The organism is Candidatus Polarisedimenticolia bacterium, from assembly GCA_036001465.1.
In the GTDB taxonomy this organism is placed as follows: domain Bacteria; phylum Acidobacteriota; class Polarisedimenticolia; order Gp22-AA2; family Gp22-AA2; genus Gp22-AA3.
On the sequence record DASYUH010000032.1, the window covers coordinates 50,482 to 71,945 of the forward strand.

Annotated in this window: 16 protein-coding genes; 11 read left to right on the plus strand and 5 right to left on the minus strand. The window is 68.8% G+C overall.

Annotation, left to right across the window (positions count from 1 at the left end; all coding sequences use genetic code 11):
• Positions 1-152: 152 nt before the first annotated feature.
• The 4 genes from VGV60_06075 to VGV60_06090 are packed head-to-tail and all read right to left on the minus strand — an operon-like array spanning position 153 to position 2,014.
• Positions 153-1,166: an alcohol dehydrogenase catalytic domain-containing protein gene (locus tag VGV60_06075; protein ID HEV8700821.1), complete on the minus strand. Its 1,014-nt coding sequence runs from the start codon at positions 1,164-1,166 to the stop codon at positions 153-155.
• Positions 1,167-1,205: 39 nt separating this feature from the next.
• A complete protein-coding gene (locus VGV60_06080; GenBank protein ID HEV8700822.1) occupies positions 1,206-1,409 on the minus strand; it encodes a hypothetical protein in 204 nt (67 codons plus the stop codon).
• A gap of 16 nt (positions 1,410-1,425) precedes the next feature.
• Positions 1,426-1,803 carry an RNA-binding protein gene (locus VGV60_06085; protein HEV8700823.1) on the minus strand — a complete coding sequence of 126 codons (378 nt, stop codon included), beginning with the start codon at positions 1,801-1,803 and terminating at the stop codon, positions 1,426-1,428.
• Positions 1,804-1,810: 7 nt separating this feature from the next.
• Positions 1,811-2,014 carry a cold-shock protein gene (locus tag VGV60_06090; GenBank protein HEV8700824.1) on the minus strand — a complete coding sequence of 68 codons (204 nt, stop codon included), beginning with the start codon at positions 2,012-2,014 and terminating at the stop codon, positions 1,811-1,813.
• A gap of 247 nt (positions 2,015-2,261) precedes the next feature.
• On the opposite strand from VGV60_06090, the gene VGV60_06095 reads away from it, so the two are divergent.
• From VGV60_06095 to VGV60_06130, 8 genes are all read left to right on the plus strand, one after another.
• Positions 2,262-3,998, plus strand: a complete 1,737-nt coding sequence (locus tag VGV60_06095; protein HEV8700825.1) for a cobalamin-dependent protein — start codon at positions 2,262-2,264, stop codon at positions 3,996-3,998.
• A gap of 49 nt (positions 3,999-4,047) precedes the next feature.
• On the plus strand, positions 4,048-4,860 hold the full coding sequence (locus VGV60_06100; protein HEV8700826.1) for a methyltransferase domain-containing protein: 813 nt from the start codon (positions 4,048-4,050) through the stop codon (positions 4,858-4,860).
• Between the two features lie 35 nt (positions 4,861-4,895).
• Positions 4,896-6,500, plus strand: a complete 1,605-nt coding sequence (locus VGV60_06105) for an NAD(P)/FAD-dependent oxidoreductase (GenBank protein ID HEV8700827.1) — start codon at positions 4,896-4,898, stop codon at positions 6,498-6,500.
• Positions 6,501-6,534: 34 nt separating this feature from the next.
• Positions 6,535-6,960: a GFA family protein gene (locus tag VGV60_06110; protein ID HEV8700828.1), complete on the plus strand. Its 426-nt coding sequence runs from the start codon at positions 6,535-6,537 to the stop codon at positions 6,958-6,960.
• A complete protein-coding gene (locus VGV60_06115) occupies positions 6,957-8,447 on the plus strand; it encodes a CapA family protein (protein ID HEV8700829.1) in 1,491 nt (496 codons plus the stop codon). The genes VGV60_06110 and VGV60_06115 overlap by 4 nt, the downstream gene beginning before the upstream one ends.
• A gap of 73 nt (positions 8,448-8,520) precedes the next feature.
• On the plus strand, positions 8,521-10,086 hold the full coding sequence (locus VGV60_06120) for a lipase maturation factor family protein (protein HEV8700830.1): 1,566 nt from the start codon (positions 8,521-8,523) through the stop codon (positions 10,084-10,086).
• A 164-nt stretch (positions 10,087-10,250) separates the two neighbouring features.
• Positions 10,251-12,221: a marine proteobacterial sortase target protein gene (locus VGV60_06125; GenBank protein HEV8700831.1), complete on the plus strand. Its 1,971-nt coding sequence runs from the start codon at positions 10,251-10,253 to the stop codon at positions 12,219-12,221.
• Positions 12,222-12,254: 33 nt separating this feature from the next.
• On the plus strand, positions 12,255-12,878 hold the full coding sequence (locus tag VGV60_06130; GenBank protein HEV8700832.1) for a class GN sortase: 624 nt from the start codon (positions 12,255-12,257) through the stop codon (positions 12,876-12,878).
• Here the strand turns inward: VGV60_06130 and VGV60_06135 are convergent.
• On the minus strand, positions 12,818-16,915 hold the full coding sequence (locus VGV60_06135; protein ID HEV8700833.1) for an SBBP repeat-containing protein: 4,098 nt from the start codon (positions 16,913-16,915) through the stop codon (positions 12,818-12,820). The two genes, VGV60_06130 and VGV60_06135, sit on opposite strands and share 61 nt — an antisense overlap.
• Before the next feature lie 193 nt (positions 16,916-17,108).
• Between VGV60_06135 and VGV60_06140 the strand changes: the two genes are divergently transcribed.
• The 3 genes from VGV60_06140 to VGV60_06150 are packed head-to-tail and all read left to right on the plus strand — an operon-like array spanning position 17,109 to position 21,346.
• Positions 17,109-17,891 carry a carboxypeptidase regulatory-like domain-containing protein gene (locus VGV60_06140; protein HEV8700834.1) on the plus strand — a complete coding sequence of 261 codons (783 nt, stop codon included), beginning with the start codon at positions 17,109-17,111 and terminating at the stop codon, positions 17,889-17,891.
• A 10-nt stretch (positions 17,892-17,901) separates the two neighbouring features.
• A complete protein-coding gene (locus VGV60_06145; GenBank protein ID HEV8700835.1) occupies positions 17,902-20,199 on the plus strand; it encodes a hybrid sensor histidine kinase/response regulator in 2,298 nt (765 codons plus the stop codon).
• Positions 20,177-21,346, plus strand: coding sequence for a hypothetical protein (locus VGV60_06150; GenBank protein HEV8700836.1), 1,170 nt, complete (start codon positions 20,177-20,179; stop codon positions 21,344-21,346). The genes VGV60_06145 and VGV60_06150 overlap by 23 nt, the downstream gene beginning before the upstream one ends.
• Positions 21,347-21,464: the final 118 nt, after the last annotated feature.

Consider the following 21,464-nt stretch of genomic DNA (forward strand, 5'->3'; position numbering starts at 1 on the left):
CTTAGTCAAGGCCCAAGCTTCGCGAGCCCACAGTGCTTGCGGACGCTCTCCGACGTGGCCCGTTTCGTGGCTCCCATGAGAGGTGAGCGCAGAGATCCGAGTGCAGGCCGGCTGGGGCGGTTCACCCGGCAAGACGACGAGGGCGTGTGAGCTTAACCTTGCGCCGTTTCCAGGACGGCCCGGAAGCGCACCGTTCCCCTGGTCATCGCGTCGAGGGCGCGGCCGGCGTCCTTCAGCGGGAATTTTTCGATCATCGGGCGGACGCCGCGCTTCACCGCGAACGCCATGGCGTCGGTCGAGTCGGACGCCGTCCCGGAGGACCAGCCCTGGATCCGGGCGTCGCGGGAGAGCAGGTCGATCACGCCGACCTGGATCGGCTCGAACGGCGCCGCGACGATCAGGAGGCACCCTTCGAGGCCGAGACCGGGCACGAGCGCCGAGATCGATCCGGCGTGCGGCGCGGTGGCGAGGATCACCCTGGCCCCGCCGAGCTTCGCCATCGTGGCGGCGAAGTCCGGCCGGGTCGAGTCCACGTAGTGATGGGCGCCCAGCTTGCGGGCGAACTCTTCCTTGCCGGTCCCCCGGGAGATGGCCACCACCTCGAAGCCCATGGCGCGGGCGTACTGCAGGCCCAGATGGCCGAGGCCGCCGAGGCCGTGGACGGCGACGAGGTCGCCCGGTCTCGCGCCTGAATGGCGCAGCGCGTTGAAGGTCGTCACGCCGGCGCAGAGGAGCGGGGCGGCCTCGGCGAAGTCCAGCCCCTCGGGGATTCGCGCCAAGGCGACTTCGGGCGCGAGGAGATGGTCCTGATAGCCACCGTCGAAGGAGATTCCCGTGATCCGCGCGTTCCTGCAGTGGATGAACCGCCCGGTCAGGCAGACGTCGCAGGTTCCGTCGTGCCCTCCGTGCCAGCCCAGCCCGACCCGGTCACCGACGCGGAACCGCTCGGCGCCCGCGCCCAGGGCGTCCACCACGCCGGCCACCTCGTGGCCCGGGACGCGCGGCAGCTGAAGGCCGGGCCAGAGACCGTGGGTGACCAGTTGATCGCTGTGGCACACGCCGCAGGCACGGACCCTGATGCGGACCTGACCCCGCCCTGGATCGGGCCGGCCGCGCTCCTCGAGGAGAAGCGGCGATTGCGGAGTGCGAACGACCATCGCCTGCATGCGAGTGGCGCCGGGAAAGGCTTCTCGGTCTTCCTTTATTTATTCCGGGAAATCGTCATCCTGCCGCGGCTGGGGGCCGGGTCGGATGCCGGCAATGTCCGGATCTTCGCCCGGGGCCAGCGGAGTGTCTTCCGGACGCTCCTGCTTCTTCTGGAGGCGGCGGGCCGCCTTGTCCTGTTGTTTCTGCTGCCGCGCTATTTCCTTCTGACGTTTCTTGAAGGTCGAACGGGTTCGTCTCGCCAAGATTCGATCCCCTCTTTCACAGGCTGCGCTTTCTCGCTCTCAGGCCGCGCCGGCTGCCCCCATCCTTCCGGAAGCGTGGGCCCGCCGGCGGCGCGTTGTCCCCGAAGGAGCGCGGACCACCGGGAAGCCGGGGGCCCCTGCTCTCGGATCGTTCGCGCGCCTCGTTGACGCTGATCGCGCGGCCCTTGAGGTCCCGGCCGTTGAGCTCGGCGATCGCGCGCTTGGCCTCTTCGTCCGAGCTCATTTCGACGAAGCCGAAGCCGCGCGACCGGCCCGTGAGGCGGTCCTTGATCACCGAGGCCGTCACACAGGTGCCGGCGTTCGCGAACGCTTCTTTGAGATCCTCGTCCGATGTCTCGAAGGAGAGATTCCCGACAAAGAGTTTCAGGGCCATGTCGGAACTAGACGGGGCGGACGTTGGCCGCGGCCGGACCCTTCTGCCCCTGGGTGATGTCGAACTCCACGGCCTGCCCCTCGGAGAGGCTCTTGAATCCGGGCATCGAGATTGCGGAATGGTGGACGAAGACGTCCTTGGAGCCGTCGTCCGGAGTGATGAAGCCAAAGCCTTTCGCGTCGTTGAACCACTTCACCTTGCCTCTTGCCATGTGCTTTCTCCTCTACTTTGTGGATGGGAACCAATCGTCTGCGAAGCACCCTGCGGCACGTCGTGACTGGGTTGCGGAAACATGGATTCTGGGCGTGCGGAGCGATCCTACTCTCCCCTCCTTCCCGCGTCAATGAGAAAAGATTGGAGGCTCGACCCTGTTGCTTTCGACCACGCCACGCGATACAGTTTCGCTGTTCGCGTGATTCCCGGCTTTTCTCCGCACGGCAACCTCGAGGCGGTCACGCATGTCGACGATCGGCAACCTCATCTGCCTCACGCCGCGCGATTCCTACGTCGTCGACGAGCCGATCAGAAAAAAAGGACTGCTGGGCCGGCTCGAGCGATCGATCGGCCCGTTCGTGCGGAGCCCCGGCATCGGCTTTCCCTACCTGATCGGGTTCCTGCGCAAGAACGGCTCCCTTCCGCCCTCCACGCGGATCGTGGTGCAGCACGACAAGATTGAAGGTCCGACATCGTTCGAGGAGATCCTGCGGGACAAGGTGGATCTGAAGCGCGGCGATCACGACGTCCTGTTCGTCACGGCCTACACGAACTCGGCGCGCGAGGCGTACCGGCGGGCGCGCGAGGCGCGGGCCGCCTACGCCCTCGCAGGCAAGCGCCTCACGGTCGTCTTCGGCGGACCCCACGCCTCGGCGCTGCCCGACGAAGGGACGCGACGCGGGCACGTCGACGTCGCCGTCACCGGCGAGGGGGAATGGGCCGCCTCCGTCCTCCTCAAGGACATCCAGGAGGACCGGCCCGTGCAGCCGGTGTACCGCGCAGCCTTCGACCGCATCCGCGAGCGCGGGACGCTCGCCCTCGACATGGGGATCTGGGACACGCTCAGGAACAGGCCGCACCAGATCGTCGCCTCCACGACCTTCGCCCGGGGATGCAAGCTCGATTGCCACTTCTGCGCGGTCTTCCTGACCAACGGCCCGACCGTGAGGAACCGCGACGTGGCCGACGTGGCGGACGAGGTCAGGAGCCAGGGCCCGAGGTACACGCGGGAGACGATCGACCGGATCGGCCCCGGCCCGTACAACTCGTTCCTCAAGATGCTGGTCAAGACTCCCGTCTTCGGGCGCCATTTCGGCGATCGGCTGATTTCCCTGATCGGCCCCGGATACAGCGAGAAGTTCTTCTTCTGGGACGACAATCTCTACAACGCCGCCGGATCGTTCCGGGCGCTGTGCGAGGCGATCCGCCCTCTCGGGCGGCCGTGGGCGGCGGAGCTGACGATCGACCTCGCGGAGAAGCCGGAGCTCCTCCAGCTCGCCCGCGAGAGCGGCTGCCACGATCTCTTCCTGGGGATCGAGTCGGTCAGCCAGACCGCCATCGATGGCCTCGACAAGTGGTCCAACGACACCCGGTCGATGCACGAGATGGTCAAGCGCGTGCACGATGCCGGGATCAACGTCATGGGGGCGTTCGTCTTCGGGCTGGACGGGGACGACCCTTCGTGCTTCGATCGGACCCTCGAGTTCATCTACCAGACCGGGATCGATTTCCTCGTCGCCAACATCATTCAGCCCTACCCCGGTACCGGGACCTTCAAGGACGCGGTCGCCGGAAACGACTTTCTGCCCTGGGCGCATTGCCCTCCGAGTTCGGACGTGGCCATGGATTACAACTGGCCGCTGTTCGACGGCGCCCACGTCCTGATACGTCCCAAGGGAATGACGGTCGACCAGCTGCAGGAGGGGTACTACTACTTCCTCCGCGAGGCCTACTCGCTCAAGGGGATCCTCCGTCGCTACCGCGGGCCGTCGTACGAGCTGGTCCAGGCGTCCTCGCACTTCATCCGCAATTACATGGTCAGCCGCTACGGCATGAACAAGACGGCGCACGCCATCAAGCGGAAGGGGACCAAGGCCGTCGGGATGGAAGGTGCCGCCGTGGACGACTCTCTCTCCCGCGGCAAGCCCGGTTTCGCCCGGCTGCCGCAGGTGGCCGGCGCCCGCCCCGCCGATCCCCTCTGAACGCGGAGACGACCGGCCGCCGCCGGATGCACCCGGTCCCTCCGCAGGCGTGATCCCGGCCGACGATCTGTTCCGATCCTGGTTCGCGGCTCTCGAGTCCCGCCAGCTGTCGCGGCTGACTTTCGCCGAGGTGCGACGCGGTCTCCAGGCGCTGTCGCTGCTGTACGTGGAGCGGCCGCGGGGCCTCGCCGCCGGGACGGCCCTGGAGGGGGCCGGGAAGCGGGCCGCCTTCGCGCTGTTCTATGCTCCGCTGCACTTCCTGCTCGTGCGGGAGGTTGCGCGCGCCCTGCGCGCGGCCGACCCGGCGCCCCGGGTCATCTCCGATCTCGGGTGCGGCACCGGCGCCGCCGGCGCGGCCTGGGCCACGCTCGCGGCCGGCCCATGCCGGGTGACCGGCGTCGAGCGCAGCGGCTGGGCCGTGGACGAGGCCCGCTGGAACTACGGCGTCCTGGGAGTGCGTGGACGGGCGATCCGCGCCGACCTCGGCAAGGCCGTGCTTCCGGGCCGACGCGGCGGGATCGTCGCGGCCTTCACGGTCAACGAGCTCGACGAAGAAACGCGCGGGCGGCTCCTGGAGAGGCTGCTCGCAGCCGCCCGGCGCCAGGCGCGTATTCTCGTCGTCGAGCCGATCGCCCGCCGCCCCTTCCCCTGGTGGGACGCCTGGGTCGACGCCTTCCTCGCCGCCGGCGGCCGCGCCGATCTCTGGCGCTTCCAGGTCGATCTCCCCGAACGGCTGCGACTGCTCGACCGCGCCGCCGGAATGGATCATCGCGATCTGACCGGCCGATCGCTCTGGCTGGACGGAGACGCGGCGGGCCCGGCTCAGGGCGGTTCCTTGACCGGAGGCGCGCCTAAGGCGTAGCCTCTCCCCTCCCCCGATCACCCTGGTGGAGATCCGTGAGCGAGACACACGACGTCATCGTGGTCGGCGGCGGCCACAACGGGCTCGTCACCGCGGCGTATCTCGCGGCGGGCGGCCTGAAGACGCTGGTCCTCGAGCGCCGGCCCATCGTCGGCGGGGCGTGCGTCACCGAAGAGATCGTCCCGGGCTATCGATTCTCGACGACGTCGTACGTCCTGTCGCTCCTGCGCCCGGAGATCATCCGCGATCTCCGCCTGAATGAGCACGGCCTCGAGGTCTTCCCCTGCCGCACCACGTTCACGCCGTTTCCGGACGGCCGGTCCCTGCTCACGGGGCTCGGCCGGAGGGAGGACGTCGAGCAGATCGCCCGGTTCTCGAAGAAGGATGCCGCGGCCTACCCGGCATTCGATTCGGCGATCGCCCGCCTGGCCGATTTCATCCGGCCGACCCTCTCGGCGCCCCCGCCCGATCCCTCCGCTGCGGGGATCTCCGATCTCCTCGGCCTCCTGAAGCTCGGGAACGGGTTCAGGAAGCTGCCGCGTGCGGAGCAGGCGCTCCTGATCAAGACGATGACGATGAGCTGCGCGGCGCTTCTCGACGAATGGTTCGAGTCGGACGAGCTGAAGGCCAGCATGGCCGCCACCGGGACGATCGGGACCTACGGGAGCCCGCGCACCCCCGGGACCGCCTTCGTCTTCCTGCACTATTACCTGGGGGAGGTGAACGGGACGGCCGGCGCGTGGGGCTTCGTGCGCGGCGGGATGGGGGGAGTCGCCGAGGCGCTGGCCGCGAGCGCCCGATCCCGCGGGGCCGTCATCCGGACCGGCGCGGCGGTGTCGCGGATCCTGGTGAAGGACGGTGCGGCCCGGGGCGTGGTTCTCGAAGGGGGGGAGGAGGTCCGGGGGCGGGCCGTCGTCTCCAATGCCGACCCGAAGCGGACTTTCCTCCGGCTCATGGAGCGCTCCGACCTCCCCGACGATTTCGCGCGCGGCATCGAGAACCTCCGCTGCAACGGCAACTCGGCCAAGATCAACCTGGCCCTCTCGGAGGCCCCCGATTTCACGGCGCTGCCGGGAGACGGCCCGCACCTGCGCGGCAGCATCCAGGTGGCCGGCGCGGCGCCCCTGTACCTGGAGGACGCCTTCGAGGACTATCGCACCGGGCGCCCCTCGCGGCGGCCGTACCTCGAGGTCACGATTCCGTCGACCGTCGATGACTCGCTCGCGCCGCCCGGCCGGCACGTCATGTCGATTTCGCTGAAGTTCGTGCCGTACAAGCCGGCGGAGGGAGACTGGCGATCGAGGCGGGAGGAGCTGGGGGAGCTCGCCGTCGACACCCTGGCCCTGTACGCCCCGAACATGCGCCGCGCGGTCCTCCACCGGCAGGTCCTGACGCCCCTGGATCTCGAGGAGATCTACGGCCTGACCGGAGGGAACATCTGCCACGGCGACATGGCCCTCGACCAGCTCTTCTCCATGCGGCCGCTGTGGGGCTGGGCCCGGTACCGGACGCCGGTCCGTAACCTTTATATGTGCGGCTCCGGCACCCATCCCGGGGGGGGCGTCATGGGGGCGCCCGGGAGAAATGCGGCCCGCGAGATTCTCAAGGACGCACGACGAGGCGGGGTGCGAACGGCCTGAACGGGCGGGTCGACCCGCGGGACGAGGAGGTCCTATGACTGCACGCGACCAGGTCTTCGAGGGATCCTGCCTGTGCGGCGGCGTCCGCTACCGCATCGCCGGCCGGCCGGGCGAGATGTGGCACTGCCATTGCATCGACTGCCGCAAGAGCCACGGCGCGGTCTTCTCGACGTCGGTCCAGGTGGACCGCGGAAACTTCGAAATGATCAGCGGCGACGATCTGCTCGTGACCTACGAGGCGAAGACCGGGACGAGACGGAGCTTCTGCGGCCGCTGCGGCTCGAACGTCTCGGGCACGATCACCAGCGAGCCGGACTCGGTCTACGTGACCGCCGCCACGCTCGACACCCGCCTCGAGCAGGTCGCGGCGACCCACATCTTCGTGCGGAGCAAGGTGCCCTGGTACGAGATCCGGGACGGCCTGCCGCAGCACGCGACCTATCCGGAGCACGAGGAGTGAGCCGCCCGCTCGGAGTTCCGATCGCCGTCCTGGCGTGGATCTTGGCCGGCGCCGCGGCCGCCGACGCGGGGGAGTCCGCCCGCCTCTTCGATCCCCGGCGGCCGCCCGAGCGCGAGCTTCTGACCGACATCGCGGACGGATTCACCCTGGCCGCGGTCGGCGACTGCATCATCTCCCGCCCGGTCTCGCCGATGATGGAGAGTGACCGCGGGCTGGCCGCCGTCGTCCGGATCCTGCGCGACGCCTCCGCGACCTTCGGCAATTTCGAGGGCTCGGCCATCGACATCCGGGGGTTCAAGGGATACCCGTACGGGGCGGTCGACGACTGGGCCCTGGTCTCGACGCCGGAGGTGGCCTCGGACCTCAAGAAGCTGGGGTTCGATCTCCTGTCGCGCGCCAACAATCACGCGCTCGACTGGGGCATCGAGGGGATGCGGGAGACCACCCGGCACCTCGACGAGGCCGGCCTGGTGCACGCGGGGACCGGCGAGAGCCGCGCCCTGGCGCGCGCCCCGCGCTACCTCGAGACGGGGCAGGGGCGGATTGGTCTCGTGTCGATGGCCTCGAGCTACACGCCGATGAGCGATGCGCTGCCGCCCGGCGGCCAGGCGCCGGGCCGGCCGGGGGTCAACGCGCTCCGGACCACGCGGCTCAACGTCGTGACGGCCGGGATGATGCAGGCCCTGGCGGCGATCAAGGAGGGGATGGAGTCGCCGCGCCGCGAGTGCGGGCCGCCGCGCGGCGAACGCGCGGCGGGGGGAGCGGAGGGGGCGGCGAACCCGGCCGCGCCGCCCCGCGAGCTCGATCTCTTCGATGCTCGCTTCGTCGTCGGGGAGCGCCCCGGCGTGCGCCACCAGGTGGATCCGATCGACCGCGAGGAGAATCTCAAGAGCATCCGGCAGGGGAAGCAGCATTCCGACTTCCTCATCGCAACGATCCACGCCCACGAGGAGGGGGCCGGGTGCGCCGAGCCCGGCGATTTCCTGCCGGACCTCGCCCACGCCGCCATCGACGCCGGGGCCGATGCCTTCATCGGCCACGGCGTGCACGCGCTCGGACCGATCGAGATCTACAAGCGCAGGCCGATCTTCTACGGCCTCGCCAACTTCTTCTGGAGCGACATGCAGGAGCCGATGCCGGCGAACCTCTATGAGCGGAGCCGCGTTCTCCTGACGACCGCGTTCGGCGATCCGGCCCGGGCGACCGATGCCGACCTCACCGCCCTTCTGAATGCCGCGGGATTCGATGACGAGCTGGTCTTCCAGACCGTGATCGCCGTCAGCCGCTTCGAGAAGGGGGAGCTGGCCGAAGTGCGGCTCCACCCGGTCGATCTGGGGTACGGCATGCGTCTCACGAAGAGCGGCGTCCCGCGCCTCGCTTCCCCCGCGGCCGGCCGCGCCATCCTCGAGCGCCTGCAGCGTCTCTCCCGCCCGTACGGCACCACCATCGTCATCGAGCACGACGTCGGGATCATCCGCCCGCGCTGAGCGTCGGGCGCCGGGGCCCCCGCGGCCGGCCCGCGGCGCGGCGGATTGACCCTGCGGGGATTGCCCCCCTAAGATGGGCGGCGCCGTGGACGCCTCTCCCCAGGCCCCTCAACAGCTTGAAGCCACTCCCGCGCCTTCATACTGGCTGACGCGCTTCGTCCTCCTGCGCCTCCTGGGGCTCGTCTACTTCTTCGCCTTCCTGTCCCTGGCCACCCAGGTGCTGCCGCTCCTCGGGAGTCACGGGCTCCTCCCGGTCCCGCTCTTTCTCGATCGCGCCGGGAAGCATTTCGGCTCCCCCATGGAGGGCTTCCTGCAGCTTCCCAGCCTGTTCTGGATCGACGGGTCGGACGCGACCCTGGCGGCCGCGGCGTGGGCGGGGGTCGTCCTGTCGCTCCTGCTCCTCCTTGGCTTCGCCAACTCGATCCTGCTGCTGGTGCTGTGGGCGATTTACATGTCGTTCGTGCACATCGGGCAGGACTGGTACGGCTACGGTTGGGAGATCCAGCTCCTCGAGACCGGGTTTTTGGCGGCCTTCCTGGTCCCCCTGGTCGACCCGCGGCCGTTTCCGCGCCGGCCGACGCCGACGCCGATCATCTGGCTGTTCCGCTGGCTGGCCTTCCGGATCATGCTCGGAGCCGGGCTCATCAAGATCCGCGGCGATGCCTGCTGGCGTGACCTGACCTGCCTGATCTACCACTACGAGACCCAGCCGATCCCGAACCCGCTGAGCCCCTACCTGCATTTCATGCCGCGGTGGTTCCACAAGGGGGGCGCCCTCTTCAATCACTTCTGCGAGCTCGTCCTCCCCTGGTTCTCGTTCGCCCCGCGCTCGGCGCGCCACCTCGCGGGGACGCTGATGATCGCCTTCCAGGTGATCCTGATCCTGAGCGGCAACCTGTCGTTCCTCAACTACCTGACCATCGTGCCGATGATCGCCTGCCTGGACGACTCGCTCCTCGGGCGGGTCCTGCCGCGCCGCTTGGTCGCCCGCGCCCGGGCCGCCTCCGAGGGGGCCGAGGAGTCCCGGGCGCAGCGAATCGCCGCGTGGGTGATGGTCGCCCTGGTGGCGCTCCTGAGCTACTACCCCGTCCGCAACCTGATGTCCAGCCGGCAGGCGATGAACACCTCCTTCAACCGCCTCCAGCTGGTGAACACCTACGGCGCCTTCGGCAGCGTCGGCAAGCAGCGCCACGAGATCGTCTTCGAGGGGACCACCGATTCGGCGCCGGGGGACGGCACCGTGTGGCGGGAGTACGAATTCTGGTGCAAGCCGGGGGACACATTGCGGCGGCCGTGCGTCATCGCCCCCTACCAGCCGCGCCTCGACTGGCAGATCTGGTTTGCCGCGATGTCCAGCCCGGAGCGCTATCCCTGGACGCTCCACCTGATCTGGAAGCTCCTGCACAACGACCGGGGAACCCTGAGCCTCCTGGCGAACGATCCTTTCCCCGATGCGCCGCCACGCTATATCCGCGCCCAGTACTACCGCTACGAGTTCGCGCCCCTCGGCGACCCCGGCGGGGCCTGGTGGAAGCGCACTCTCGTCGGCACCTGGATCCCCCCGCTGTCCGCCGACGACCCGCGGCTCCTGCGCTTCCTCGCCGCCTACGGCTGGCTCCCAGCGGACCAGCCCCGGTAGAAGCTCCGCCCCGCGGCCACGCTCCGTCGCTCGATCGACACGGATCGTGCCCGGACGGACACGCCCAGCCTTCCGGTCCTCCGCGGCAACCGGAGTCTTCCGGGCATTTCCCCGCTGGCACCGGGATTGCCTTCCTTCCGGTGTCCACCGAGGAGGAGACGCGCATGCTCAAGACGCTTCTGAAGACCCTGATTCTCCTGGCGCTCATCTGGAACGTGCTGGTCCCGGCGCTGGCGCAGGAGACCGACCGCCCCGGGACCGGCGAGTTGCTCTGGAAGAGCCCAGGCGGGCTCGTCAGCCTGCCGGTGCTCGACATCGCCGTCGATCTGGAGGTGACCGGCATCCTGGTCCACGGGACCGTGACGCAGTCGTTCAGGAACCCCACCTCGGAAGTCATCGAGTGCCTGTACGTCTTCCCGCTCCCGGAGCGGGCGGCGGTGAGCCACATGGAGATGCGCATCGGGCCGCGGCGCATCGTGTCGGTCATCAAGGAGCGGGAGGAGGCCAGGAAGACCTACGACAAGGCTCGCCAGGAAGGGCGGAAGGCGGCCCTGCTCGACCAGGAGCGGCCGAACCTGTTCACCACGTCGGCAGCAGGCATCAACCCGGGAGAGACGGTCGAGGTCAGGCTCGAATACCTGGAGGAGGCTTCCTACGACGATGGGACATTCGGCCTGTCGTTCCCGCTGACGTTCACGCCCCGGTTCTCGACCGGGGGGGCGGCGGACGGCGCCCGCGTGACCTCCCCGTGCGTCCGCCGGGGCTCTGCGAGCCTTCCGCGGGCCCGGATCGTCGTCCGCCTGGACGCCGGCGTCCAGCTCCGGAAGGTCGAAAGCGAATCGCACGCTCTCGAGACCTGGTGGGACGGCGGCGTCCTGGTGGCGAAGCCGTCGGGAGAGACGGTCGCGGCCGACCGTGACTTTCTCCTGAGCTGGAGGCCGTTTCTCGGCCCGGCGCCGCTCGCGGCCCTGTTCACGGAGGACCGGGAGGACGGGAAATACATGCTGATGATGCTCCTGCCTCCCGTCGAGGGCATGGGCGCCGGGCGCGGGCTGCCGACCGAGACCCTGTTCGTGCTCGACGTGTCCGGGTCGATGGACGGCCCCTCCATCCAGCAGGCGCGGACCGCCCTCCTGGCGGCGCTCGATCGACTGCGTCCCGGCGACACGTTCGACATCCTGACGTTCAACCAGGACGTGCGCGAGTTCCGTCCGGCGTTCGTGCCCGCGGGCGGGCCCGATCTCGAGGAGGCGCGGCGCTTCGTGCGGGACCTGAGGGCGGACGGCGGCACCCGGATCGACGTCGCCCTGGATCGTGCCCTGGCGAAGCTCGGGACGCCCCTCGACGACCGGGTGCAACGTCTGATCTTCCTGACCGACGGCGCGGTGGACAACGAGGACGCCATCCTGCGCGACGTGCGCGCCCGCCTCGGCCAGGCCCGCCTGCACGCGCTCGGGATCGGCTCGGCCCCGAACCGCTACCTGATGCGCAAGATGGCGGCCGAGGGGCGCGGGACGTGCGAGTTCATCTCCAGCTCCGCCTCCGCGGAAAACCGGGTCGAGGCGTTCCTGGCGCGCCTCGACCGGCCGGTGATGACCGGCCTCACGCTCGAGTGGGACGGGGTCGAGTCTCCCGACGCCTACCCCTCCCCCCTGCCCGACCTGCATGCCGGCGAGCCGCTCTATGTCTCGGCCCGGATCGGCGGCGGTGGGTCGGTGCGCCGGGTGACCCTCCACGGGCGGACTCTCGAGGGTCCCGTGTCCTTCGATCTGCGGGCGGAAGATGCCGGCACGGGGGATGGCGTGGCCACCCGCTGGGCCCGCGCCCGGGTCGAGTCGCTCATGGACACTCTCCACGAGAACGCCGATCCGGAGTCGGTGCGCCGGGCAGTCATCGGCGTGTCAATTCCGTTCGGCATCGTGACGCGCTACACCAGCCTGGTGGCGGTGGAGGAGTTTCCCACCGTGACCGGAGACACGGTTCCGGTCCGGGTCGCGTCGGCCCTCCCTTTCGGCTCGACCCCCGCGGGTGAGCTGCCGCAGGGAGGGACGGATGAACCGTTCCTGCTTATGGCCGGCCTGCTGCTGGTCCTTTTCGGAAGTCTCTTTTTCATCGGCGCCCGGAGGCCGGCGTGATCGCGCCGGACGGGCGTCCGGACGGGCGGTGACATGACGCGCCGCGCGGGGCTCGTTCTGACGGCGCTGCTGCTTCTCGTTCCCGGGGGGCTGCTTCTCGGACGGCGCGGCTATCTCGAAGCCAAGGCGGCCATCGCCTCGTGCCTGATCGATCGGGCCCTCGAGGCTCATCTCCGGGACGGCCGGCCGCACCGGCCGTGGCCCTGGGCCGACATGCACCCGATCGCCGTAATGGAGGTGGAGCGTCTGGGCGTGCGGCGCGCCGTTCTCCGGGGAGCGACCGGGGAATCCCTGGCGTTCGGGGCCGGCCACGTGGACGGCACGGCATCACCGAACGCCCACGGTCATTCGGTCCTCGCAGGCCATCGCGATCGGGGGTTTGCTTTTCTCAGGGACCTGCGGCCGGGGGACGGGCTCCGCCTGCGCACGTCGGACGGTGTCCGGGACTACCTCGTCGACGGCATCCGGGTCGTCACCGCGACCGACGTCACGGTGATGGCGGAAACGCCCGAGGACCGGCTGACGCTTGTGACCTGCTACCCGTTCGGGGGCCTCCTGCGGTCACGCCTGCGCTACGTCGTGACCGCCGCGGCCGCTCACGGTCCGACGGCGATGGTCGTGAACGCGTCCGGCACCGGCTCTGCGCTGTCCAGGTAGCCCCGGATGCGATAGGTGGCCGGAGCCGGGACCTGCTGGCCGGAATTGCTGGTCTGGTGCCACTCGAAACTGTAGGTCACCGTCTCCGCCGGCCGCACGGTTCTCTGGGTCAGGACGAAGAAGCAGATGGCATGCTGGAGGTCGTCGTATACCACGGCACCCGACGCGTCCATCACGGCGAAGAACGCCTCGCAGCTCGACGGAAAGTTCAGGGTCACGGGACTGGCACTCTGGTTCGTGAGCCGGAGCGTGATCAACACTCGTTCCCCGGGAACGTAGTCCGGCTTGTTCGTTTGAGCCACGGTGACCAGCGCGGGAGCCTGCTGGGTGAGCGAGATCGTCGTGAAGGCGTCCGGCACCGGCTCCTGGCTGACCAGGAAACCCCGGATCAGGTAGTTCGCCGGGGCCGGGACCGCCGCCCCTGAATCGTCGACCTGGTTCCAGCCGAAACGATAGATGACTGTCTCGTTCGGCTGGATGGTTCTCTGGGTGATGATGCCCGGGCATCCGACGTGCTGTCGGAAGTCGTAGACGATGGCCCCGGCGTCGTCTGCCACGGTGAAGAAGGCTTCGCATCCCGACGAAAAGTGAAGGGTCAACGGGTCGGCTCCCCGGTTCGTCAGGGAGAGGACGATCTGGACCTGCTCACCCCTTCCATACGTCGCCTTGTCGGTCTGAATTGCGGTCTCCAGGGGCAGATTCTGGTAGCTGACGGTGACCGAGTCGACCGGCGAGATATTCCCCGCGTGGTCGAATGACCGGGCCTCGATCAGGTTGGGACCGAGGTCCAGCCCGACCGACAGGCTCCATGGAGACGTCCCGGTGGCCACGACCCACGGCCCGCCGTTGACGCGAACTTCCGCCCGCCGGACGCCGCTCCCCGTGTCGTAAGCGGCGCCCCGGACAATGATCGGCACCGTCGTGAACACGGCACCGTGCGGCGGCGAGGTGATCACGACGGTCGGCGGAACCGTGTCGAACTCGGAGCCGGGGAGGATCATCAAGGGATATCGATCGGAGTTGTTGTCGGGACCGATCACGTACGGCGTGTCCCCGAAGCCGTCCGGCGCGGAGCACTGGTCCTGATTCGGACCGCCGCACTGGTCGACGCCCTGGTAGTTCGTCCAGTAGTTCCCGCCGTCCGGGTAACCGTGATCCCAGGCGTTCGGTCCGCCCCGCTGATCGATCGCCTGCAGGGAGTTGTTCAGGATGTTGTTGTGATGGACCAGGGTCGAAGAGGAGCCGTCGAGGTTGATCCCGACCAGGTTCCCCGCCAGGGTGTTGCCTCTCACGAGGACCCTCGCGGCCCCGAGCACGTCGAGCCCCGATCCCTGCGCGTTGAAGGACGAGACGCTGTCCTCGACCGCGATGTCGCTGCCCGAAAAGATCCGGATGCCGTGCGTGTTGTTCGTCGCCGTGGTCCCCTCGATCCGGCCATTCGACACGAATTGGAGGTGGACGCCGTAGTGGCCGCCATGGACCTTGACGCCGCGGATGACAAAGTGGGCGCTCGTGCCGGTGATCGAGATCCCGGCCCCTGACGGGGGACCCGCGATGTCCCAGTACGCGATGAGGTACGGATTCTCCGGGGTCCCCGTGCCCCGAATCACGCCGTTCGCCACGGTGAAGTCTCCATTCCCGTTGATGACGATCGGAAGGTGGGGACGAAGCGCCGGCGGGCAGGCGAAGGGCGAGGCTTCGATCTCGGCGTCCCGCAAGCCGACCTGTCCCGGGCCGTCCAGATCGTAAGTGCCGACCTGCGAGGGGGTGACCCAGCGCACCAGGAACCATGAAGCCTGGCCGCGGGAGGGGACGGCCGTATAGAGGAGCGCGGTGGGCGCATAGTCGTTCGCCAGGCATTGGGCGGTCGCGGCGCTGAAATCCCCGCGCGTCCCGAGGAGCGTGCCGAGATCTCCGCGCACGACGTCGTACCCGGTCGCGTTGGCGACAGGGGTCCATTCCAGTCCAAGCTCCTCCACCATGACCTCCAGGGGCGCCAAGGGGGAGGGGGACCCGACGGACATCCGCGTCACGAACACATCCGAACCGCCGGCGTTGCCGGCCTGCACCGGGACGACGGCCGGGAAATCCAGCGACGTGGTCATCCCCGTCACGAACGCGTCGCCGGAATCGTTCACGGCGATGTCGGCGCAGCAGTTTTCGTCCCCGCTTCCGCCCAGGTACGTGGAGAAGAGGAACGCGGATCCGGCGGGGTTCAGGACGGTGACGAAGGCGTCCGAAGCTCCCGCATTCGTCGCTTGCAGGGCATTGGCGACCGGGAAGTCGGTCGCGATCGTGTCGCCCGTCACGAGGATATTGCCGGCTGCATCGAGCGCCACTCCCTGCGCGCGGTCGACGCCGGTCCCGCCGAGAAACGTGGAGAACAGAAGCCCCGATCCGGCGGAGTTGAACCGGGCGACGAAGCCTTCGTTGGCGGAGCCGCGGATTGGATCGACCGGAGTCACGACTGGAAAGTCGTCGGAGCCGGTCTCCCCCACCACGACGGCGCTGCCACCCTGGTCGACGGCGATCCCGTTCCCGGAATCCCAGCTTCCTCCTCCGAGGTAGGTGGAATACACGAGGCTGCTTCCCGTCGAAGCGAGCTTCGTCAGAAAGGCGTCCTCGAACCCTCCGAGGCTCGACCGGAAGGCGCCGGCGAGCGGGAAGTTGGATGAAGTCGTGCTCCCCGTGACGTAGACGTTCCCGGACGGATCGAGGGCCACCCCGTTCGCCACATCATCCCCGGCCCCCCCGAGGTAGGTCGAATAGAGCAGGGCGGTGCCGGAGGTATTCAATCGCGTGACGAAGGCATCGTGAGATCCACCGCCGTAATTCACCTGGTAGGGGCTGACCCTTGGAAAGTCGGCCGAGTTCGTCAATCCGGCAACCACGGCGTTCCCCTGGCCGTCGAGGACGATGTCCCGGCCGTCCTCGTCGGTGCCGGTCCCGCCCAGAAACGTGGAGAAGGCCAGGGCCGACCCATCGGGTGTGATCCGCGCCACGAAGGCGTCACCGCCCCGGAAGGGCTGGAGCGTATTGACAACCGGGAAATTCGCGGAATAGGTCGCCCCGGTCACCCAGGCGCCTCCGCCCGCGTCCACCTCGATGGCCCTGCCTCGATCGAGGCTGCTCCCCCCGAGGTACGTGGAATAGGCCAGGGCGCCTGTGGGATCGAGCTTCACGATGAAGACGTCGTTCGTCCCACCTCCATACACTGGCTGGCGCGCATTCGCCACGGGGAAATTGGTCGAGTTCGTCTGGCCGGTGACGTAGGCGCTGCCCTCGGAATCGACGGCGATCCCGAAGGCGGTGTCGTAGCCGCTTCCGCCCAGATACGTCGAATAGATCATCGCCGGGTCGATGACCAGCGGACGGCCCCGGTCGTACTCTCCGACCTCGAAGCCCACCCGCCCGCGGCGCCCCAGGACGTAACGCCCGGCCACCGTGCGACGCCCGCCGTCCGCGTCCTGATACAGGACGGGAGCCCGCAGCACGACCTCGCCGGCAGCCGTCGCCAGGACGAGGCTTCCCGTCTGGTCCAGGTGGAGGCGATCCATTCCCTTGAAGGCCATGCGAATCGCCCCCGGATCGGTCCCCGGAGCAATCTCGAAGTCGAATTCCAGCTCGTCTCGCTCGCCGTGGAAGACCAGGTCGACGCCGGGATACACTTCGCGGTAGCGCACGCGGCCGTAGCCGGGAACATGTGTCGTCCAGGTCCGCGGATCGTTGCCGATCAGGTAGTGGCTCTCGCCGGGCAGACGATCGAGGCCGGTGACGGCGCGAGCCTGGCTGGCCCCGAGGAGCCGCATCCGGACGGCGGCCTCCGGCCTGCCCGCCGGCGCCAGGACGAGCTCATCCCCCGCCAGAAACAGGGTGTGGCGGCGGCCGCGCGACAGGAAACGGACCTCCCGGTCCGTCTGCCCCCGGTTGGCCTCGAACCTCAGAGGCAGGCGGCCGAACTCTTCTCCCCGGAGGGGAGCGATTGCGACCATCGTCATGGAAAGGGCGAGAACCAGTCGGCGGGCACAGTTGGTCATCTTGACCCCCCTGCGGCGAGATTGTCGAATCCGGAAGGCGATTGAGCGTCGGGCGAAAATTACTCCGATCCGATTCGCCAGGCAACCCCGGAATACGTTTTCGTCATCGCCCGGCGCACGCCGCCCGCCGAGGTTGCAAAGACCCCCCTCCAACCTATATTCCCCAAGGGATTTGACCCTCGACGGGCGGAGCATGCACAGGCTCAGGCACGAGTCCCGGGGTATTCGACCCTTTCGCCGGCTGTCCCGCATCGGGGCGGCCGCGGCCGTTCTTCTACTGTCCTTCGCCCCGGCGCGCGCCGAAGAGCCGGTGCGGAACGCGGACCGGCCCTCCGGCCGCGGTGGCAGCCTGTCGGGATCCGTCGAGGTCGGGCCCGAGCTGTCCTCCAGGAAGATGCGCTTCAATCTCTACACGGACTTCGTGCAGCCCGCGGTGGCGGCCGGTCAGCCGACCCGCGAAGAAGAGCTTCAGAACGTCGTGATCTATCTCGAGTCGACCCCTGCCGGCGTGGCGGTGCCGTCCCCTCCCGCTTCGCCGCTCAGGATGCGACAGGAGAACTCGACGTTCCTGCCGCACGTCCTGGCCGTGCAGCGGGGCTCGATTGTGGAGTTTCCCAACTCCGACCCGATCTTCCACAACGTCTTCTCCCTGTCGAAGGCGGCCTCGTTCGACCTGGGACGCTATCCCCGGGGGGAGGCGAAGGGGGTCCGCTTCGACAAGCCGGGCCTGGTCAAGGTGTTCTGCCACATTCACTCCGACATGAGCGCCGTCATCATGGTGCTGGACCATCCGTTCTTCGCCACGCCCGATTCTCACGGCCGCTTCCAGATCGACGGCATCCCGTCCGGCACGTACCGGGCGGTCGGCTGGCACGAGCGGGCCCGGCCGCAGGTCCACGACGTCCGGATTGAATCGGGGCAGCCGGCGGTGGTCCACTTCAGGATTCCGCTCACGGGGCCGCTTTCCGGTGAGTGAGGATTTCCGCGTGACGTCGAGGTGGCGGGCCGCCAGCCTGGGAACCAAGCTCGTCCTGTTTACCACCGCGCTGACGGCCGTTTCGGTGCTTGCCGCCTTCCTGACGCTCAGCGTCCAGATTCGCAGGAACACCCGGGAGCTCCTGGCGGCGACGCTGGCCCACCACCAGCGGATGCTCCTGAGCCTGGAGGAGAAGGACCTCGAGCAGCTGGTCCGGACCTCCACGCTGATGACCGACAACCCCACGCTGCGGGCGGCCATGGAGACCTATCGCCTGGAGGCCGCCCCCGGGACACACACGCGTCCCGATCTGCTGGGAACCGTGGAGACCGAGGCGGCCAAGATCGCAGCGGGGCTGGCGCGCGATCTGCTCATCGTCACCGACCATGAGGGCCGCGTGCTCGCCAGCGGCGGCCGGCGCGGCTTCGGGCTCCATGCCGGGACGTCGCTCGGATCCTGGCCGGTCGTGCGCCGGGCCTTGGCCCAGGACGCCCCCGTCGGACCGCAGAATTTCGCGGTCATGCGCTTCGACGACCGGTACTTCCAGGTCGGCTGCGTGCCGATCGTCCTGCAGGGTTACATCATCGGAACCCTGTCGGTGGGGGACCTGCTCGACCGGGACTACGTCGCGCGACTGCACCGCGCCTTCGACAGCCAGATCGTCGTGATCGCCGCCGGCCGCATCCTGGGATCGACGTTCGACGCCGCGCTCCCGGCCGGCTCCAGGCTCGAGCTGCCTGCACCCGCCGGGACGGACGCGCCGGGCCCGCCCCCGGTCGTCCCGATCGGAGGTGAGGACTTCGTCGCGGCGCCGCTGTCGCTTGGGTCGGATCAGGGCGGGCGGCCGGTCTCGGTCGTCCTGCTGCACTCCTTGACCGGCGCCCTGGCACCGGCGAACCGGGCCCTCCTCTGGACGCTCCTCTCCTGCGGTTCGATCGCCGTCCTCCTGGCGGGGGTGGCCGCGTCGGCGACGTCGCGCTCGGTCCTCCGGCCGCTCCAGGGTTTCGTGGCGTTCATGCGCACCGTCGCCGAGACGGGCGACCACGGCCATCGCTTCGAGAGCGCGCAGGCCGGCGTCGAGGTGCGCGTTCTGAGCGACACCTACAATCACCTCATGGAATCGCTGCAGCAGCACGAACAGAAGATCCTGCAGCGCGCCAAGGAGGACCTCGAGCGCGTCGAGAGGCTGAAAGAGACCGAAAAGCTGGCGGCGCTCGGACGGATGCTCAGCGGCGCGGCGCACGAGATCAACAACCCGCTCACCGGCGTCGTCGGCAACATCGAGATGCTCATGGAGGTCGAGACGATCAGCGACTCCGTGCGCAAGCGCCTGGCGACGGTGCGCGCCGAGGGGCGGCGCATCGTCGCCCTGGTGAGGAACCTGCTCCAGGTGGCGCACCGCGACACCGGCGAGCGCCTGACCGTGGACGTCAACCAGATCGTGCGCGACACGGTGGCGCTGCGGCAGAGGGACTTCGAGAAGTCGCGCATCGGGCTCACGCTCGACCTCGCCCCGGAGCCGGTGAACCTGTGCGCCAGCGACCTCGAGCTGCAGCAGGTCTTCCTGAACATCGTGAGCAACGCCTACGACGCGCTTCTGGGCCTGACGCCGGCGAGGACGCTGACGATCAGCACCCGCAACTCCCCCGGGGGGGCGACCATCGTGTTCTCGGACGACGGCCCGGGGCTGCAGGATCCGGCGCGGGTCTTCGAGCATTTCTACACGACCAAGCCGGTCGGCAAGGGGACCGGCCTGGGCCTGAGCATCTCGCACGCCATCGTGCAGAGCCACGGCGGAACCATCGCGGCCGACAACCAGCCCCGGGGGGGCGCCCGCTTCACCATCGTTCTGCCGCGGACGGCCGGAAAGAACGTCGAGGCCGCGCCGCAGGTCCGTCCGGTCACGGTCGCGTCCGCCGGGCGCTCCCTGCCGGCGGCCATTCTGGTCGTGGATGACGAGCCCGCCGTCCTGGAGCTGCAGATGGCGATTCTCGATTCGGTGGGGGCCCGCGCGGTGGGGGCGCGGACCGGGACCGAAGCGGTCGATCATCTCAAGCGACAGGATTTCGACCTGATCGTGTCCGATCTCAACATCCCGGGGGAGATCGGCGGCAAGGAGCTGTATCGCTGGGCGGCGAGCCACCGGAAGTCCGGCACGCACGGGTTCCTGTTCGTCACCGGCGACACGGTGGGCGAGGCGGGATTTCTCGAGGAGATCCGCTCCCGTTGCCTCCTGAAGCCGTTTTCGATGGAAGAGTACCTCACCACATTGCGGGAGGCCTGGCATGAGCTTCAGACAGCCGCATGATGGCCCGCGGGTGAGTCCGCGGTCGTGCCGCGCCGCGTCCCGGCGCCGGGCGCTGCGCGGCCTCCTCGCCGCCGTCTTCTTCCTGATCCCTGCAGGGCCGATCTGCGCCGAGGACAAGGTTCTGGTCCAGGGCCTGTTCGAGGCCGAGGTCTGGAAGACCGACGACGCGTCATTCCTGTTGAGCAAGAACGAAGGAGAGACCGCTCCCGCCGGACGCCTGCGGCTGTGGACCATCGGGGAGTTCCGCCCCCGGCTCCAGGGATTCGCGCTCGGCAGGCTGGAGGAGGGACGTGGGAGCTACGAGGAGGACGGCGAATCGGTCCTCGATCTGGCGGTGGTGCGCTACACGTTCGAGGCCCCGCGGCGGCTCATCATCGAGGGGGGGAAGATCCTGACGCCGATCGGCAACTTCGCGCGGCGGTACCTGTCATCCACCAATCCGCTCATCGGCTATCCGGACAGCTACGACGTGGCCTACCCCTACGGGATCCAGGTGAGCGGCCAGGTGTCGCGCCTGGACTACCGGGTGGCGGCGATCGACCGCCCGATGGTGAACGACGCGTACACTCCGAAGCCGGGCTCCGCCGTGCGCCCCGCCCTGGCCCTGGGGGTGACGCCCGTGACCGGCCTGCGGATCGGCGTCTACTCCACCCGGGGGCCCTACCTGGGCCCCGACATCGAGGAGGACCTGCCGGCCGGAACGACGTGGAAGGACTTCGGGCAGATGATCACGGGCGCCGACCTGCAGTTCAGCCGCGGGCACTTCGAGCTGAACGCCGACTACGCCGCCTCAACTTACGAGGCGCCGACGAGCGCGTTCAAGTCCCGCGGGCGGGCCTACTTCGTGGAGCCGAAGTTCACCTTCTCGCCCCGCTTCTTCACCGCGATGCGCGTCGAGAAGAACGACTACCCATACATCATGCCGCTCTTCGGCGGACTCTGGATCGTGAACAACTCGGAGCTGTTCGACGTGGAAGCCGGCGCCGGCTATCGCATCGGCCCCGGCGCCATCCTGAAGGTCGCCTACCGCCGGGACTACTGGAACGTCCCCGAAGCGAGCAAGTCCTTCTTCTCGAACGGCTACTCCGTGTCGGCGCAGCTGACCTACAGCTTCAGCGTCAATTCCTGGCTGGAGCGCCCCCGCTGAGCTCTGGACTCGATACCCTGGCAGGCCCCTAGCGCGTTTACTTTCCATAGTGGCGCTCAGAGTGTGGAAACGACCATCACCAGCTCGACGGCTGCCCGGGCCGTGTGGTCCAGTTATC